Source organism: Sabulicella flocculans (assembly GCF_045449635.1).
In the GTDB taxonomy this organism is placed as follows: domain Bacteria; phylum Pseudomonadota; class Alphaproteobacteria; order Acetobacterales; family Acetobacteraceae; genus Roseococcus.
In genome coordinates this window covers 541,364-555,396 of sequence record NZ_JBJJBR010000001.1, presented here as the reverse complement: position 1 = coordinate 555,396, position 14,033 = coordinate 541,364, and the positions used below count along the sequence as shown (strand labels likewise).

Below are 14,033 nucleotides of genomic sequence, written 5' to 3'. Positions count from 1 at the left end.
CCCGCGCCAGCGCCCGCCCGCCCGCGGCGGCGCCTGCGGCGCGCCCCCGGCAGGTCCCCAGCACCGCCCGCGCGGTCGAGGCCACCGCCCGCCCGGCCGTGTCCAGGCAGCCCGCCGCCCAGCCGCCGCGCACCCGCCTCACCGAGGCGCCGCGCCCGGCCACGCTGCAACTGGCCCGCGCGACCTCGCGCTGAGCCTGCCCGGCCCGCTTGGCGAAGCCCCGCCGCCGTGGCACCACGGCGGCCACGACTTTCCCAGCCGAGGACGACGCCCCGATGCCCAAGCCCCTTCGCAAGGCCGTGATGCCGGTCGCCGGCCTCGGCACGCGCTTCCTGCCGGCCACCAAGACCGTCGCGAAGGAGCTGCTGCCGGTGGTGGACCGCCCCCTCATCCAGTACGCGGTGGATGAGGCGCGTGCCGCCGGCATCGAGCAGTTCTGCTTCGTCACCGGCCGGGGCAAGACCGCCATCGTCGAGCAGTTCGACCTCGCCTTCGAGCTGGAGGCGACGCTGCGCGAGCGCGGCAAGCAGAAGGAGCTGGAGGAGCTGCACGCCCAGGCGCTGCCGCCGGGCTCCGTGCTCACCACCCGCCAGCAGGTGCCGCTCGGCCTGGGCCACGCCATCTGGTGCGCGCGCCACTTCATCGCCGACGAGCCCTTCGCCATCCTGCTGCCCGATGACCTGATGATGTGCGACGTCTCCTGCACCAAGCAGCTGGCCGACGCCTACCAGGAAACCGGCGGCAACGTCGTGGCCATCGAGGAAGTGCCGATGGAGCGCGTCTCCAAGTACGGCGTGCTCGACATCGCCGAGGACAAGGGGCGGCTGGTCTCGGTGAAGGGCCTCGTCGAGAAGCCCAAGCCGGAGGTCGCGCCCTCCAACCTCACCGTCATCGGCCGCTACGTGCTGATGCCCGAGGTGATCGGCCACCTGGCCAAGCACGAGAAGGGCGCGGGCGGCGAGATCCAGCTGACCGACGGCATGGCCAAGCTGATCGGCAGCCAGCCCTTCCACGGGCTGCGCTACGAGGGGCGCCGCTTCGATTGCGGCGACAAGCTGGGCTTCCTGGAGGCGCAGCTGGCCTTCGCGCTGCAGCGCCCCGAACTGGCCGAGGGCGTGCGCGGCTTCCTGCCGAACTACCGTTGAAGGACGCGACGATGTTCCGCCACGACTTCGAGAAGACCACGCTGCGCGAGTACGACATCCGCGGCATCGTCGGCAAAACCCTGTCGGGTGACGACGCCTTCGCCATCGGCCGGGTCTTCGGCTCCATCGTCGCCCGCGCCGGTGGCTCCAAGGTGGCGGTCGGGCGCGATGGCCGCCTTTCCTCGCCCGAGCTCGAGCCGCGGCTGGTGGCCGGGCTGATGGCGAGCGGGATGGAGGTGATCCGCGTCGGCACCTGCCCGACGCCGATGCTGTATTTCGCCGCCTACCACTTCGCCACCGACGGCGCGATCATGGTGACCGGCAGCCACAACCCGCCGGACTACAACGGCTTCAAGTCCATGCTCGGCAAGAAGCCCTTCTTCGGCAAGGACATCCAGGAACTCGGCCGCTTCGCTGCCGCCGGCGACGTGGTGCCCGAGGCCCGGGGCAGCGAGCGCAGCGTGGACATCGCCGAGGCCTATGTGGCCCGCATGCTGCAGGACTACGACGGCGGCGAGCGCCCGCTGAACGTGGTGTGGGACCCCGGCAACGGCTCGGGCGCCGAGATCACCAAGATGCTGGCCGCCCGCCTGCCCGGCACCCACACCGTCATCAACGGCACCATCGACGGCACCTTCCCGGCGCACCACCCGGACCCCACGGTGGCCAAGAACCTCGTGCAGATCATCGCCGAGGTGAAGGCGCGCGGCGCCGACCTCGGCATCGCCTTCGACGGCGACGCCGACCGCATCGGCGTGGTGGACAATGAGGGCAACATCCTGTTCGGCGACCAGCTGCTGGTGGTCCTGGCGCGCGACGTGCTGAAGCGCCGCCCGGGCGAGACCATCATCGCCGACGTGAAGGCCTCCCAGGTCCTGTTCGACGAGGTGGCGAAGGCCGGCGGCCAGCCGCTGATGTGGAAGACCGGCCACTCGCTGATCAAGGCGAAGATGGCCGAGACCAAGGCGCCGCTGGCCGGCGAGATGTCGGGCCACATCTTCTTCGCCGACACTTGGTACGGCTTCGACGACGCGCCCTATTCCGCCGTGCGGCTGCTGGGCATCGTGGCGCGGGCCGACACCGACCTGTCCTCCATCCGCGCCGCCATGCCGCAGGTGATCAACACCCCGGAGCTGCGCTTCGACTGCACGGAGGAGCGCAAGTTCGCCGTGGTCGAGGAAGTGCGCGGTCGCCTCGCCGCCGAGGGCGCGCAGGTCTCCGCGGTGGATGGCGTGCGGGTGCAGACCGCCGATGGCTGGTGGCTGCTGCGGGCGTCGAACACCCAGGCCGTGCTGGTGGCCCGCTGCGAGGCCTCCAGCGCCGAAGGGCTGGAGCGGCTGAAGGCGTCGCTCGTGCGCCAGCTGGAGGCGTCCGGCCTGCAGGCCCCGGACTTCTCGGGCGAGAACGCGGGCCACTGACGCCGCACCGCGGCAGGTGATTGACCACGCCTTGAACGGGCGTCCATGATTCCCGGCGCGGCCCCAGGCAAGAGGGCCGCGCTGGAGGAACGCCCCATGCTCACCCGCCGCCTGGCCCTCGGCCTGCCGCTGCTCGCGCCCGCCCTAGCCCGCGCCCAGGCCTGGGCCCCCGCCGGAACGGTCCGCGTGGTCGTGCCCTTCCCCGCCGGCGGCACCACCGACATCCTGGCGCGCCTCTATGCCCAGCGCCTCACCGAAGCCCTCGGCAGTTCCGTGGTGGTGGAGAACCGGGGCGGCGGCGGCGGGTCCATCGGCGCCGACGTGGTCGCCAAGGCGGCGCCGGACGGGCAGACGCTGCTGTTCCACAACCTCACCTTCTCCACCACCACCGCCGCGCTGGAATTCGCCGGCCGCGCGCCCCACTCCATCGAGCGCGACTTCGCCCCGCTCAGCCTCGGCGCCAACGTGCCGATGATGCTGCTGGTCCACCGCGACGTGCCGGCCAGCAACCTGCGGGAGTTCGCCGCCTGGGCGAAGGCGCAGCCCACCGCGCCCTTCTACGGCTCCACCGGCCCCGGCAGCACCATCAACCTGGTGGGCGAGGTGCTGAAGCGCGACGGCGCCTTCCCCATGGAGCACGTGCCGTTCCGCGGCGCCGCCCCGCTGGTGCAGGACATGCTGGCCGGGCGCATCCAGTTCGGCGGCGACCAGCTCTCCTCCTCGCTGCCGCACATCCGCGGGGGCGCGCTGCGGCCGGTCGCCACCCTGGCGGCCGCCCGCGCCCGCGCCCTGCCCGACATCGCCACCGTGCGCGAGCAGGGCTTCCCCAACGCCGAGCTGCTGGGATGGAACGGCTTCTTCGCCCCCGCCCGCACGCCCGAGCCCATCCTGCAGCGCTGGCACGCGGAGATCGCCGCCGCCGCCCGCCACCCCGCCCTGGTGGCGCGGGTGGAGGAGCTGGGCGCCGAGCCCGGCGGCAACTCCCCCGCGGAATTCGCCGCCATGGTGCATGGACAGGTCGCCGCCGTGCGGCCGCTGGTGCAGGCGCTGCGGATGCAGGTGGAGTAGCGTTCACCGCTTCGGCTCCCGCATCCCGCGCCGTCCCACTCCACCTGTGAAGTGGTTTCGGGAGGGTGGAGCCGGCGTGACCCTGGCAGGATGCCGCGCTGCCCGAACGCTTTGGCACACAAGGCGGCGGACTCCGGCGCCACCCTCGCCGCGCCTGGCGGCTGGGCGCGTTCAGCCGGCTTCCAGGAAGGCCGCGTGGTCGGCCATCACCTGCGTGCGGTAGCGCTCGGCGAAGGCGGCCAGGGCGCGGCCCAGGGCGTGGCCGCCGCCGCACCAGCCGCTGATGGCCGCGGCGTCCCCCGTGCGGGCATGGGCGCGGGCCAGCAGCGCGCCATAGGCCGACAGGAAGGCGTGCAACGCCGCCGGCCGCTCCCAGGGCAGGGCGATGTCGCCCTTCAGGTTGCGCATCTGCCGCACGTAGCACGGCCGGCCCTCCACCTGGGTCCAGCCCAGGAAAGGGTCGCCCACCGCCTGCAGCAGCCGCTGGCCGTGCACCACGCGCTCGCCCTCGTGCCGGCGCCAGTCATGCGGCTGGCGCGGCAGCACCGGCAGGGCGGCGGGCGGCGCCGCCTCCTTCACCTGCAGGAACAGGGCGTCGTCGTCGCTGTTGCCGAACAGCAGCGCCAGGAAGGCGCGCAGCCCCACCGAGCCGACGCCCACCACCCGGTGCGCCACGTCCACCGCGCGATAGCGCTGCAGCAGGTAGCGGCGCTCGCGCGGCAGCGTCTCGGCGTAGCGCTCCAGGGCGGAGATCACCGCCTCGCGCCGCGCCTCGGCGATGGCGGTGGTGACCGGCGGCGCCTGACGGATGCGCCAGCCGCCATCCACCCGGCGCTCGCCGCTCTGCCGCAACAGGCGGCGGCTGGTGCGGCGGCGGGCGCGCGCCACCGCCTCACGCAGCACCGCGTGGGCAGCGCCATGCGCCAGCAGGCCCGGCGCGCCGCGCAGGTCCAGCGGCGTGGCTTCCGCCCACACCTCCGCCGCGCCCAGCGGCGCCAGGCGGCGCATGGTGCGGGCATAGCCGCCCACCGCCTCCTCCACCGCCGAGGCGCGGGCCGCCGCGTCCAGCCCGGCCTCGCCGCCCGCCACGGCGACCGAGGCGACGAGGCGCAGCAGGTCGGGCTCCCAGGGGCCCACCGCCACCTCGTCGAAGTCGTTCAGGTCCAGCACCACCTCGCCGGTGGGGGTGCCGAACAGGCCGAAATTGCTGATGTGGGCGTCGCCGTTCGCCACCACCTCGATGCCGGTGCGCGGCAGGCTCGCCAGGTCCATGGCCATCACGCCGGCGCTGCCGCGCAGGAAGGCGAAGGGTCCCTGCGCCATCCGCTCGCGCCGCAGCGGCAGCAGCTCCTCCTGCCGCCCCTGCTCCGCGGCGGCGACCAGGGCGAGCGGGTCAGGCCGGGCGGCGGGCGGCGACCATTCCGCCAGCGCCTCGCGCGGCAGGATGGCACGCAGGGCCAGCCCGGCCTCGCGCCGCCTGGTCCAGGGTTCGCCCTGGGCGCGGAGGTTGATGCGCGGGCGTTCCTCCTCCGGCGTCAGCAGGGCGGAGGCCGCCTCGGGCGGCAGGCGGTCGGCGGCGATCTCGGGCGGCGGCAGCAGCGTGTCGGGCGGGCTCACCTGCCCTCAACGCGCCGGCCTTGCCACGGTGGGCCGGCCGGCACGTGAACATCCCGTCAGGGACGGTCCTGGCGGTCGAAATGCGCCGCCACCGTGCGGTAGCCCCACAGCACCGCGCCGGCGAAGACCAGCACGCCCAGCTGCTCGCTGGACAGCTCCAGGTGCGTGCGCGTCAGGAACAGGCCGCCGAGGGCGAGCAGGACGGAGGCCGCGAGGCGCAGGACGGTGCCGGTTTCCATGGGCCGTTGCCTTACCTAGAGGTAACGCTGGATGTCCAGCGTGCTTTCCTTGCCGATGCGCCCGCCGCGTTCGCGCAGGAAGCGGTCCGCCGCCTCGCGCCCGTAGTCGCGCAAGGTCTGCAGGAAGTCCCAGTCGCCGTTGAACTTGGTGGACAGCTTGAAGGCGCGCATCCGCGTCTCGTCCTCGATGATGTGCAGGAACAGGCGGCGGTAGCGCGGCTGCTCCAGGCGCCCTGCGTCCAGCATGCGCTGCACGAAGTCGATGGCGCGCATCTCGCTCATCAGCGAGGCGTTGAAGGAGATCTCGTTCAGCCGGTTCATGATGTCGCCGGTGGTGGTCGGCAGCTCCGGCCGCAGCAGCGGGTTCAGCTGCACCAGCACGATGTCCGAGGCCAGGCGGTCGTGGTAGAGCGGCCACAGCGCCGGGTTGCCCAGGTAGCCGCCATCCCAGTAGGCCTCGCCGTCGATCTCCACGGCGCGGAACACGTTGGGCAGGCAGGCGGAGGCCAGCAGCGCGTCCACCGTGATCTCCGGCCGGGTGAACACCTTGGGCTTGCCGGTGCGGACGTTGGTGGCGGAGATGAACAGGCGGATGGCGTTCTTGTCGCCGCGCAGCCGGGCGAGGTCGAGCGACTCGTCCAGCGCCTTGCGCAGCGGATTGAACTCCATCGGGAACGGGTTGATCTGGTAGGGCGACAGCATCCGCGTCACCGTCTCGAACGCGTTCCAGCCGATGTTGTAGGACAGGTCCCAGCCCCACAGCGCCTTCTCCACCGGCGTGGAGCGGAAGGGCGAGACGGCGAACTTGGAGCCCAGCGCCCGCCAGAAGCGCTCCAGCGCCGCCTTGGCGCCGGCCCGCCCGTCCTCCAGCAGCCCCAGGGCGAAGATGGCGCCGTTGATGGCCCCGGCCGAGGTGCCGGACAGGCCGTCGAAGTCCAGGTCCTCCTCCTCCAGCAGCCGGTCCAGCGCGCCCCAGGTGAAGGCGCCATGCGTGCCGCCGCCCTGCAGCGCCAGGTTGACGCGCCGGCGCACCGGCCGCGCCACGGCGGGGCTGGAGCGTTCCTTGGGCGCGCCCTCGGGCGGGGTGGCGCCGTCCATCAGGCCGCCAGCCACCCGCCGTCGATGGACAAGGCGGCGCCGTTCACCCCGCCGGAATCCGGGCCGACCAGCCACAGCACCATGCGGGCCACCTCCTCCGGCTCGATCCAGCGCTTGGAGGGCTGCTTGGCGAGCAGGAAGTCCTTCAGCGCCGCCTCCTCCGACACGCCGTGCTTCCCGGCCAGCGGCGGCACCTGCGCCTCGGCCAGCGGCGTGCGCACGAAGCCGGGGCAGACGGCGTTGCAGGTGATCGGCGCCTCCGCCACCTCCAGCGCCACCGACTTGGTCAGCCCCACCACCCCGTGCTTGGCCGCCACGTAGGCCGTCTTGAACGGCGAGGCGACGAGGCCGTGGGCGGAGGCGATGTTGACGATGCGCCCGTGGCCGCGCGCGCGCATGCCCGGCAGGGCGGCGGCGATGGCGTGGAAGTTGGACGACAGGTTGATGGCGAGGATGGCGTCCCACTTGGCCGCCGGGAACTCCTCCACCGGCGAGACGTGCTGGATGCCGGCGTTGTTCACCAGGATGTCCAGCCGGCCGAAGGCGGATTCGGCCTCGGCCACCATGGCGCGCACCTCCTCGGGCCTGGACATGTCGGCCGGGCTGTGCGGCGCGCCGCCGCAGGCGGCCTGGGCGGCGGCGATGTCCTCGGGCTTGCCGAAGCCGTTCAGCATCACCCGCGCGCCGGACTGGTGCAGGAAGCGCGCGATCGCCAGCCCGATGCCGGAGGTGGAGCCGGTGACCAGGGCCGCCTGGCCCGCGAGCGTCTGTTCCATCTGGGGGGTGCCTCCTGCCTTCCGCACTGCGATACGCCAGCCGGGGCCGGGCGTCCATGCGCGCGGCGCGGTTGACGCCGCCGCCCCGCCCTCCCTATACCCCCGCCACCCCCGGGGCGCGGCGACGCGGCCCCGCACAGATTCGTGTTTCCAGGAGTTCGACGCCGTGAAGCGCACCTATCAGCCGTCCAAGCTCGTCCGCAAGCGCCGCCACGGCTTCCGCACCCGTTCCGCCACGCCCGGCGGCCGCAAGGTGCTGGCCAACCGCCGCGCCAAGGGCCGCGCCAAGCTCTCCGCCTGATCGGCGCCGGGTCCCGCGCGCCATGGCCGCCGGGCTGAAGCGCCGGGCCGAGTTCCTGCGCGCGGCGCGGGAAGGCCGCAAGGCCGCGGGGCGCCACCTGGTGCTCCAGGCCCTGCCGCGGGGCGACGAGGCCCCGGCGCGGCTGGGCTTCACCGCCACCAAGAAGATCGGCGACGCCGTGACGCGCAACCGCGCCAAGCGCCGCCTGCGCGCCGCGGCGCGGCTGGTGCTGGCCGGTGGTGCCGCCGCCGGCCACGACCTGGTGCTGATCGCGCGCGACGGCACCCCCGCCTGCCCCTGGCCCACCCTGCTGGAGGAGCTGCGCGCCGCCCTGCGCCGCACGGGCGCCGCGCCATGAGCCCGGGCGCGGTGGCGCTGAAGGGCGCCGTGCTGGCCTACCAGTGGACGCTGCGGCCGGTGCTGGGCTGCAACTGCCGCTTCCTGCCCTCCTGCTCCGACTACGCGCTCGGCGCGGTTTCCGAACACGGCGCGCTGCGCGGATCGTGGCTTGCCACGCGCCGCATCCTGCGCTGCAACCCCTGGCATCCCGGCGGGCACGACCCCGTGCCGCCGCGGCAAGGCTGAACACCGGACCACCCATGGACCAGAAGCGCCTCCTGGCGGCGATCGCCCTTTCGGTCGGCATCCTGCTGATCTTCGACGTGTACAACCGCATGGTGGCGCCCCCCGCGCCGCCGCCGGCCGTGACGCAGCAGCAGGCCGCGGCCCCGGCGGTGCCCGCCCCGGTGGCGCCCACGGCCCCCGGCGCGGCCGCCAGCGTCGCCGAGGCCCCCGCCGCCCAGCCGGCCCAGCAGGTCGCGGTGGCCAATGGCCGCGTGGAGGGCCGCATCTCCGCCCGCGGGCTGCTGCTGGACCAGCTGGTGCTGAAGGGCTACCGCGAGACCATCGAGCGCGATTCCGCCCTCGTGCGGCTGCTGGCCCCCCGCGGCCTTCCCGAGGGCTACTTCGCGCAATGGGGCTGGACCGCCGCGGACGGCCGCACCGCCGTGCCCGGCAACGACACCGACTGGACGGTCACCGGCGGCCCGCTCACGGCCGCCACGCCGGTCACCTTCACCTGGGACAACGGCCAGGGCCAGCTGTTCGAGGCGGTGGTGAGCCTGGACGACGACTACATGTTCCAGGTGCGCCAGCGCGTGGTGAACCGCGGCGGCGATGCCGTCTCCCTGCTGCCCTGGGCGCGCATCCGGCGCGAGCGCACCCCGGCCACCGCCGGCTTCTTCATCCTGCACGAGGGCTTCATCGCCGTGCAGGACGGCCGGCTGAACGAGGTCACCTACAAGGATGGCCGCGACGCCGGCACCCGCAACCGCGGCACCGCCTTCGAGGGCGAGGCGACGCAGGGCTGGGCCGGCCTGTCCGACAAGTACTGGCTGACGGCGCTGACCCGCGTGCAGGACGGCCAGCGCGTGCGCTCCGCCTTCCGCCACGTGCCCGAGGGCAACGTGGACCGCTGGCAGGTGGACGTGGCGCCGCCGGCCGCCGCCACCATCGCCCCGGGCGCGGAGGACGCCTTCGCCACCCGCCTGTTCGCCGGCGCGAAGGAGGTGCGGCTGCTGGACCGCTACCGCGACGAGCTGCGCATCCAGGACTTCGACAAGGCGATCGACTTCGGCTGGTTCTACTTCATCACCAAGCCGTTCTTCTACGCGCTGGACTGGCTGTTCCACGCCACGGGCAATTTCGGCGTGGCCATCCTGATCTTCACGCTTTTGCTCAAGCTCGCCTTCTTCCCGCTGGCGAACAAGGCCTACAAGAGCATGAGCAAGATGCGCCTGCTGGCGCCGAAGATGACGGAGATCCGGGAGCGCTACAAGGACGACCCGGCCAAGATGCAGGCCGAGATGATGGCCATGTACAAGACGGAGAAGATCAACCCCGCCTCCGGCTGCCTGCCCATCCTGATCCAGATCCCGGTGTTCTTCGCGCTCTACAAGGTGCTGTTCGTCACCATCGAGATGCGCCACGCCCCGTTCTTCGGCTGGATCCGCGACCTTTCGGCGCCCGACCCCACCAACCTGTTCAACCTGTTCGGCCTGCTGCCCTTCGACCCGCCGGCCTTCTTCCACCTGCCGGCCTGGGCGCTGATCATGGGCGTGACCATGTGGCTGCAGCAGCGCCTGAACCCTCAGCCGCCCGACCCCATCCAGCAGAAGGTCTTCGCCTGGATGCCGGTGATCTTCACCTTCATGCTGGCCTCCTTCCCGGCGGGGCTCATCATCTACTGGGCGTGGAACAACCTGCTGTCCATCGCGCAGCAGGGCTACATTATCCGCCTCGACAAGCAGCGCGCCGCGGCGGCGCTGACGCCGGCGCAGGGCGGCGGCGCCAAGCCGTGACCACCCTGCCCGCCGGGGGGCTGAGCGAGGCGCGCGACGAGGGCGAGCGCGCGGCGCTGCTGGAAGCCGGGCGGCTGCTGTTCGCCCGGCCCTGGGCCTTCCGCACCGCCACCCAGACGCTGGAGCTGCTGCCGCCGCCCGAGGGCATCGAGGTCGCTCTGGCCGGTCGCTCCAACGTCGGCAAGTCCTCGCTCACCAATGCCCTGGCGGGGCAGAAGGCGCTGGCGCGCGTCTCGGTCACGCCGGGGCGCACCAAGCAGCTCAACTTCTTCTCCGCGCCCGAGGTGCCGCTGACGCTGGTGGACATGCCGGGCTACGGCTACGCCAAGGCGTCCAAGCTGGTGAAGGAGGACTGGCAGGGGCTGATGTTCGACTACCTGCGCGGCCGCCCCAACCTGCGCCGCGTGCTGCTGCTGTTGGACGCGCGCATCGACACCAAGTCCTCCGACCGCGCGGTGATGACCCTGCTGGACAAGGCGGCCGTGCCCTTCCAGCTGGTGCTCACCAAGGCCGACGGCGTGAAGCCGCCCGACCTGGCGAAGCGCCTGGCCGAGGTGCAGGGCCTGGCCCGCCGCCACCCCGCCGGCCACCCCCTGGTCCTCGTCACCTCCAGCGAGACCGGGCTGGGCATGGATGAGCTGCGCGCGGAACTCGCCGCCCTGGCTTGACGGGGGGCGCGGCGCTTCCGAAACAGGCGCCCAGCACACGGGGACACGCCGCATGACCGACGCCGAGGCCACCATGGAATCCATGATCGGCGCCCTGCCCTACCTCAAGCGCTACGACGACCAGATCGTGGTGGTGAAGTATGGCGGCCACGCGATGGGCGAGGAAGGCACCGCGCTGCGCTTCGGCCGCGACATCGCCCTGCTGGAGCAGGTGGGGGTGAACCCCGTGGTGGTGCACGGCGGCGGCCCGCAGATCAACGCCATGCTGGGCCGGCTGGGGGTGAAGTCCACCTTCGTGCAGGGCCTGCGCGTCACCGACCAGCAGATGGTCGAGGTGGTCGAGATGGTGCTCGCCGGCACCGTCAACAAGCAGGTGGCCGAGAGCATCACCCGCGCCGGCGCGCTGGCCGTGGGCATCTCCGGCAAGGATGGCGGGCTGATCCGCGCCCGCAAGGCCACCCGCACCGTGAAGGACCCCGGCTCCAACATCGAGCAGGTGCTCGACCTCGGGCTGGTGGGCGAGCCGGAAAGCGTGGACACGCGGGTGCTGAAGCTGCTGATCGGCGCCGACATCATCCCCGTCGTCGCCCCCGTGGGCGTCGGCGCCGACGGCACCACCTACAACATCAACGCCGACACCGTCTCCGGCGCCATCGCCGGCGCGCTGGAGGCCGAGCGCATGCTGATGCTGACCGACGTGGCCGGCGTGCTGGATGCCGACAAGCGCTTCATCCCGGAGATGACGGTGGCCGAGGCCCGCCAGGGCATCGCCGATGGCTGGATCGCCGGGGGCATGATCCCCAAGGTCGAGACCTGCATCTACGCGGTGGAGCGCGGCGTGAAGGGCGCGGTCATCCTCGACGGCCGCGTGCCCCACGCCGTCCTTCGCGAGTTGTTCACCGACAAGGGCGCGGGCACGCTCATCAAGCCCTGAGTGTTTCCCCTCAGGCGCGAGTAGCTTCCGCCTTAACTCGCGCCAGGGTAGCAAAGGCCGGATGCCGAACCAACGCCTCCTGCTGCTGGTCGCCGTGATCACGGCGGGGGTGCTCGGCTTGGTCGCGCTGGCCACCCAGCGCCTGCTGGACCGCGGCGATGCCCTCTCGGCCCGCATTGCCGCCGACGCCACCGTGCGCGGCGCCGTGCTGGCCCATGCTGCGCTGGAGCGCGAGTTCACCGGCATGGCGCGGCGGCTGGATGCGCTGGACTACATGGTGCGCACCGGTGCCGCCGGCGCCGGTCCCGGCGGCATGGACCGGCTGGCCGTGCACGCCGCCGACGCCACCCTGCCCGAGAACGCCGTCCGCCTGCCGCACGCCACCGAGGCCGACCTCGCGCTGTCCGGGCCGCTGCGCCGCCGCGACGGCTGGGCGATTGAGGTGACGCGCCATGTGCCGATGGCCGAGGGCACGCCGGTGACGGTGGCTGCCATCCTCACCGCGCCCGAACTCGCCGCCATCCTCGCCCCCGTGGCGGGCGGCGCCGGGCTGCGCCTGCGCCTGGAAACCGCGGACGGCCTCGTGCTGGGCGCCGATGCCGCGCAGGCCGCCCTGATCGGCCGCAGGCTGCAGCCGCCCACCGCATGGGCGCCCGAGGGGCTGGCGATGCGCCGGCTGGAACGCCAGGGCGGCGGCTGGGCGCATGCCGCCCGCGCCGCGCTGGGCTTCCAGGGCCTGTGGGTGGTGGCGGTGCTGCCGGACGCCACCGCGATGGCGGATTGGCTGCGGCTGCGCGGCCGGGTGAAGCTGGTCGCCACCGGCTTCATGGCCCTGGTGGCGCTGCTGGGCATGCTGGCGGCGCTGCTGGCCCTGGCCCGCCAGCAGGCGCGGCGGGTGGAGGAGGAAGGCATGCAGCGCCTCCAGGCCGCGGTCGCCGGCCTGCCGGACGGCTTCGTGATGTGGGACGCCGCCGACCGGCTGGTGCTGTGGAACCCGCGGCTGGAGGAGCTCTACCGCTCCACCCCCACCACGCTGCGCCGCGGCGAGTCCTTCGAGGCGCTCTCGGCCGATGCCCTGCGCGGCCAGCCCGATGCGGAGGCCCAGCTGGCCGCCCGCATGGGCCAGCGCGGCATCCTGGACCGCCCGTTCGAGCGCACCCTGCCCGACGGCACCGTGCTGCGCATCCACCAGCGCCACCTGCCCGATGGCGCCCTGGTCGGCATCCACACCGACGTGACGGAGGAACACCGGGCGCGCGCCGAGCTGGCGGCGGCGCGCGACGCCGCGGCCGGGGCCATGCGCGCGCGGTCCCTGCTGCTGTCCCACGTCTCGCACGAGCTGCGCACGCCGCTCGGCTCCCTGCTGCGCATCACCGAGGCGCTGCGCGCCGACCCCGCCCTGCCGGCCGAGGCGCGGGAGCGCGCCGCCCTGGCCGACGCCGCCGCCCGCCACGTGCTGGCCCTGGCGAACGACGTGCTGGACCTCGCCGCGATGGAGGCTGGCCGCCTCGCCCTGCAGGAGGAGCCGGTGGCGGCGCGCGAGCCCTTCGAGGCGGCGCTGCGCATCCTGGCCCCCACCGCCGCCGCCCGCCGGGTGCGGCTGGTGGCGCGGCTGGAGGGGCTGCCGGCCGGCCTGCGCGCCGACGCCACCCGCCTGCGCCAGATCCTGGTCAACCTGCTGGGCAACGCGGTGAAGTTCACCCCCGAGGGCAGCGACGTGACGCTGGTCGCCGGCACCTCGGGCGGCCGCCTGCGCATCGCGGTGGAGGACCAGGGCGCCGGCGTCCCGCCCGAGGCGCGCAACGCCCTGTTCAGCGAGTTCGCCCGCCTGGACGGCGCGGTGGAGGGCACTGGGCTCGGGCTGGCCATCTCGGCCCGGCTGGTGGCGCTGATGGGCGGCGCCATTGCGGTGGAGGACGGGCCGCGCGGCCATGGGGCGCGCTTCGTGGTGGACCTGCCGCTGGTGCCGGCCACGCCGCCGCCGCCGCCGGATGCGCCCCGGCCGCTGCGCCTGCGGGTGCTGGCGGTGGACGACGCCCCGGCCAACCTGGCGGTGGTGAAGGCCATGCTGGCGCCCACGGGGATCGAGGTGGCCACCGCCGCCTCCGGCGCCGAGGCGCTGGCGGCGCTGCAGGACGCGGCGGCGGGCGGCGCCCCCTTCGACGCGGTGCTGATGGACGTGATGATGCCGGTGATGGACGGGCTGGAGGCGACGCGCCGCCTGCGCGCCCTGCCCGACCCGCTGGGGCGCACCCCCGTCATCGCGCTCACCGCCCGCGTCTTCCCCGAGGACCTGGACGCCACCCGCGCCGCCGGCATGGACGGCCACCTGTCCAAGCCCATCGAGCGCCGCCGCCTGCTGGCGGCGCTGGAGGCGCTGGCCGCCCCCTGAGGCCGCAGCCAGGCGGG

14 protein-coding genes and 1 pseudogene are annotated in these 14,033 nt (G+C 73.7%); 11 read left to right on the top strand and 4 right to left on the bottom strand.

From position 1 onward, the window contains the following. The 4 genes and pseudogenes from ACI6QG_RS02790 to ACI6QG_RS02775 form a co-directional block, all read left to right on the top strand. Positions 1-194, top strand: a pseudogene (locus ACI6QG_RS02790) (hypothetical protein); the annotation flags it as partial. 81 nt (positions 195-275) lie between these two features. Continuing rightward, positions 276-1,145, top strand: coding sequence for a UTP--glucose-1-phosphate uridylyltransferase (locus ACI6QG_RS02785; RefSeq protein WP_407023030.1), 870 nt, complete (start codon positions 276-278; stop codon positions 1,143-1,145). A gap of 11 nt (positions 1,146-1,156) precedes the next feature. Beyond that, positions 1,157-2,563 (top strand): phosphoglucomutase/phosphomannomutase PgmG, encoded by a 1,407-nt coding sequence (pgmG, locus tag ACI6QG_RS02780; protein ID WP_407023029.1) that lies wholly within the window; start codon positions 1,157-1,159, stop codon positions 2,561-2,563. 96 nt (positions 2,564-2,659) lie between these two features. Then, positions 2,660-3,631 (top strand): Bug family tripartite tricarboxylate transporter substrate binding protein, encoded by a 972-nt coding sequence (locus tag ACI6QG_RS02775; protein ID WP_407023028.1) that lies wholly within the window; start codon positions 2,660-2,662, stop codon positions 3,629-3,631. Between the two features lie 171 nt (positions 3,632-3,802). Here ACI6QG_RS02775 and ACI6QG_RS02770 read toward each other — a convergent pair whose 3' ends face one another. The 4 genes from ACI6QG_RS02770 to ACI6QG_RS02755 are packed head-to-tail and all read right to left on the bottom strand — an operon-like array spanning position 3,803 to position 7,361. Next, positions 3,803-5,248 (bottom strand): DUF2252 domain-containing protein, encoded by a 1,446-nt coding sequence (locus tag ACI6QG_RS02770; RefSeq protein WP_407023027.1) that lies wholly within the window; start codon positions 5,246-5,248, stop codon positions 3,803-3,805. Positions 5,249-5,304: 56 nt separating this feature from the next. Continuing rightward, positions 5,305-5,487 (bottom strand): hypothetical protein, encoded by a 183-nt coding sequence (locus tag ACI6QG_RS02765; protein WP_407023026.1) that lies wholly within the window; start codon positions 5,485-5,487, stop codon positions 5,305-5,307. A 15-nt stretch (positions 5,488-5,502) separates the two neighbouring features. Further along, a complete protein-coding gene (locus ACI6QG_RS02760; protein WP_407023025.1) occupies positions 5,503-6,585 on the bottom strand; it encodes a patatin-like phospholipase family protein in 1,083 nt (360 codons plus the stop codon). After that, complete coding sequence (locus tag ACI6QG_RS02755) at positions 6,585-7,361, bottom strand: 3-hydroxybutyrate dehydrogenase (protein WP_407023024.1); 777 nt, start codon at positions 7,359-7,361, stop codon at positions 6,585-6,587. The genes ACI6QG_RS02760 and ACI6QG_RS02755 overlap by 1 nt, the downstream gene beginning before the upstream one ends. Positions 7,362-7,527: 166 nt before the next feature. Between ACI6QG_RS02755 and rpmH the strand changes: the two genes are divergently transcribed. The 7 genes from rpmH to ACI6QG_RS02720 all read left to right on the top strand — a co-directional run bounded on the left by rpmH (position 7,528) and on the right by ACI6QG_RS02720 (position 14,016). Beyond that, positions 7,528-7,662 (top strand): 50S ribosomal protein L34, encoded by a 135-nt coding sequence (gene rpmH, locus ACI6QG_RS02750; RefSeq protein ID WP_407023023.1) that lies wholly within the window; start codon positions 7,528-7,530, stop codon positions 7,660-7,662. 22 nt (positions 7,663-7,684) lie between these two features. Then, positions 7,685-8,020, top strand: coding sequence for a ribonuclease P protein component (gene rnpA, locus ACI6QG_RS02745; RefSeq protein WP_407023022.1), 336 nt, complete (start codon positions 7,685-7,687; stop codon positions 8,018-8,020). Next, positions 8,017-8,247, top strand: coding sequence for a membrane protein insertion efficiency factor YidD (yidD, locus tag ACI6QG_RS02740; RefSeq protein ID WP_407023021.1), 231 nt, complete (start codon positions 8,017-8,019; stop codon positions 8,245-8,247). The genes rnpA and yidD overlap by 4 nt, the downstream gene beginning before the upstream one ends. A 14-nt stretch (positions 8,248-8,261) precedes the next feature. Continuing rightward, complete coding sequence (yidC, locus tag ACI6QG_RS02735; protein WP_407023020.1) at positions 8,262-10,022, top strand: membrane protein insertase YidC; 1,761 nt, start codon at positions 8,262-8,264, stop codon at positions 10,020-10,022. Then, a complete protein-coding gene (gene yihA, locus ACI6QG_RS02730; protein WP_407023019.1) occupies positions 10,019-10,690 on the top strand; it encodes a ribosome biogenesis GTP-binding protein YihA/YsxC in 672 nt (223 codons plus the stop codon). Before yidC ends, yihA begins: the two co-directional genes overlap by 4 nt. A 52-nt stretch (positions 10,691-10,742) precedes the next feature. Further along, on the top strand, positions 10,743-11,624 hold the full coding sequence (gene argB / locus ACI6QG_RS02725; RefSeq protein ID WP_407023018.1) for an acetylglutamate kinase: 882 nt from the start codon (positions 10,743-10,745) through the stop codon (positions 11,622-11,624). 61 nt (positions 11,625-11,685) lie between these two features. After that, positions 11,686-14,016, top strand: coding sequence for a hybrid sensor histidine kinase/response regulator (locus ACI6QG_RS02720; protein WP_407023017.1), 2,331 nt, complete (start codon positions 11,686-11,688; stop codon positions 14,014-14,016). Positions 14,017-14,033 lie beyond the last annotated feature (17 nt).

What these genes read in the sequence shown, in the direction of transcription:
- ACI6QG_RS02785 (WP_407023030.1), top strand. Translation starts at nt 276, where the DNA reads ATGCCCAAGCCCCTTCGCAAGGCCGTGATGCCGGTCGCCGGCCTCGGC.
- pgmG (WP_407023029.1), top strand. Translation starts at nt 1,157, where the DNA reads ATGTTCCGCCACGACTTCGAGAAGACCACGCTGCGCGAGTACGACATC.
- ACI6QG_RS02775 (WP_407023028.1), top strand. Translation starts at nt 2,660, where the DNA reads ATGCTCACCCGCCGCCTGGCCCTCGGCCTGCCGCTGCTCGCGCCCGCC.
- ACI6QG_RS02765 (WP_407023026.1), bottom strand. Translation starts at nt 5,487, where the DNA reads ATGGAAACCGGCACCGTCCTGCGCCTCGCGGCCTCCGTCCTGCTCGCC.
- ACI6QG_RS02760 (WP_407023025.1), bottom strand. Translation starts at nt 6,585, where the DNA reads ATGGACGGCGCCACCCCGCCCGAGGGCGCGCCCAAGGAACGCTCCAGC.
- ACI6QG_RS02755 (WP_407023024.1), bottom strand. Translation starts at nt 7,361, where the DNA reads ATGGAACAGACGCTCGCGGGCCAGGCGGCCCTGGTCACCGGCTCCACC.
- rnpA (WP_407023022.1), top strand. Translation starts at nt 7,685, where the DNA reads ATGGCCGCCGGGCTGAAGCGCCGGGCCGAGTTCCTGCGCGCGGCGCGG.
- yidD (WP_407023021.1), top strand. Translation starts at nt 8,017, where the DNA reads ATGAGCCCGGGCGCGGTGGCGCTGAAGGGCGCCGTGCTGGCCTACCAG.
- yidC (WP_407023020.1), top strand. Translation starts at nt 8,262, where the DNA reads ATGGACCAGAAGCGCCTCCTGGCGGCGATCGCCCTTTCGGTCGGCATC.
- argB (WP_407023018.1), top strand. Translation starts at nt 10,743, where the DNA reads ATGACCGACGCCGAGGCCACCATGGAATCCATGATCGGCGCCCTGCCC.
- ACI6QG_RS02720 (WP_407023017.1), top strand. Translation starts at nt 11,686, where the DNA reads ATGCCGAACCAACGCCTCCTGCTGCTGGTCGCCGTGATCACGGCGGGG.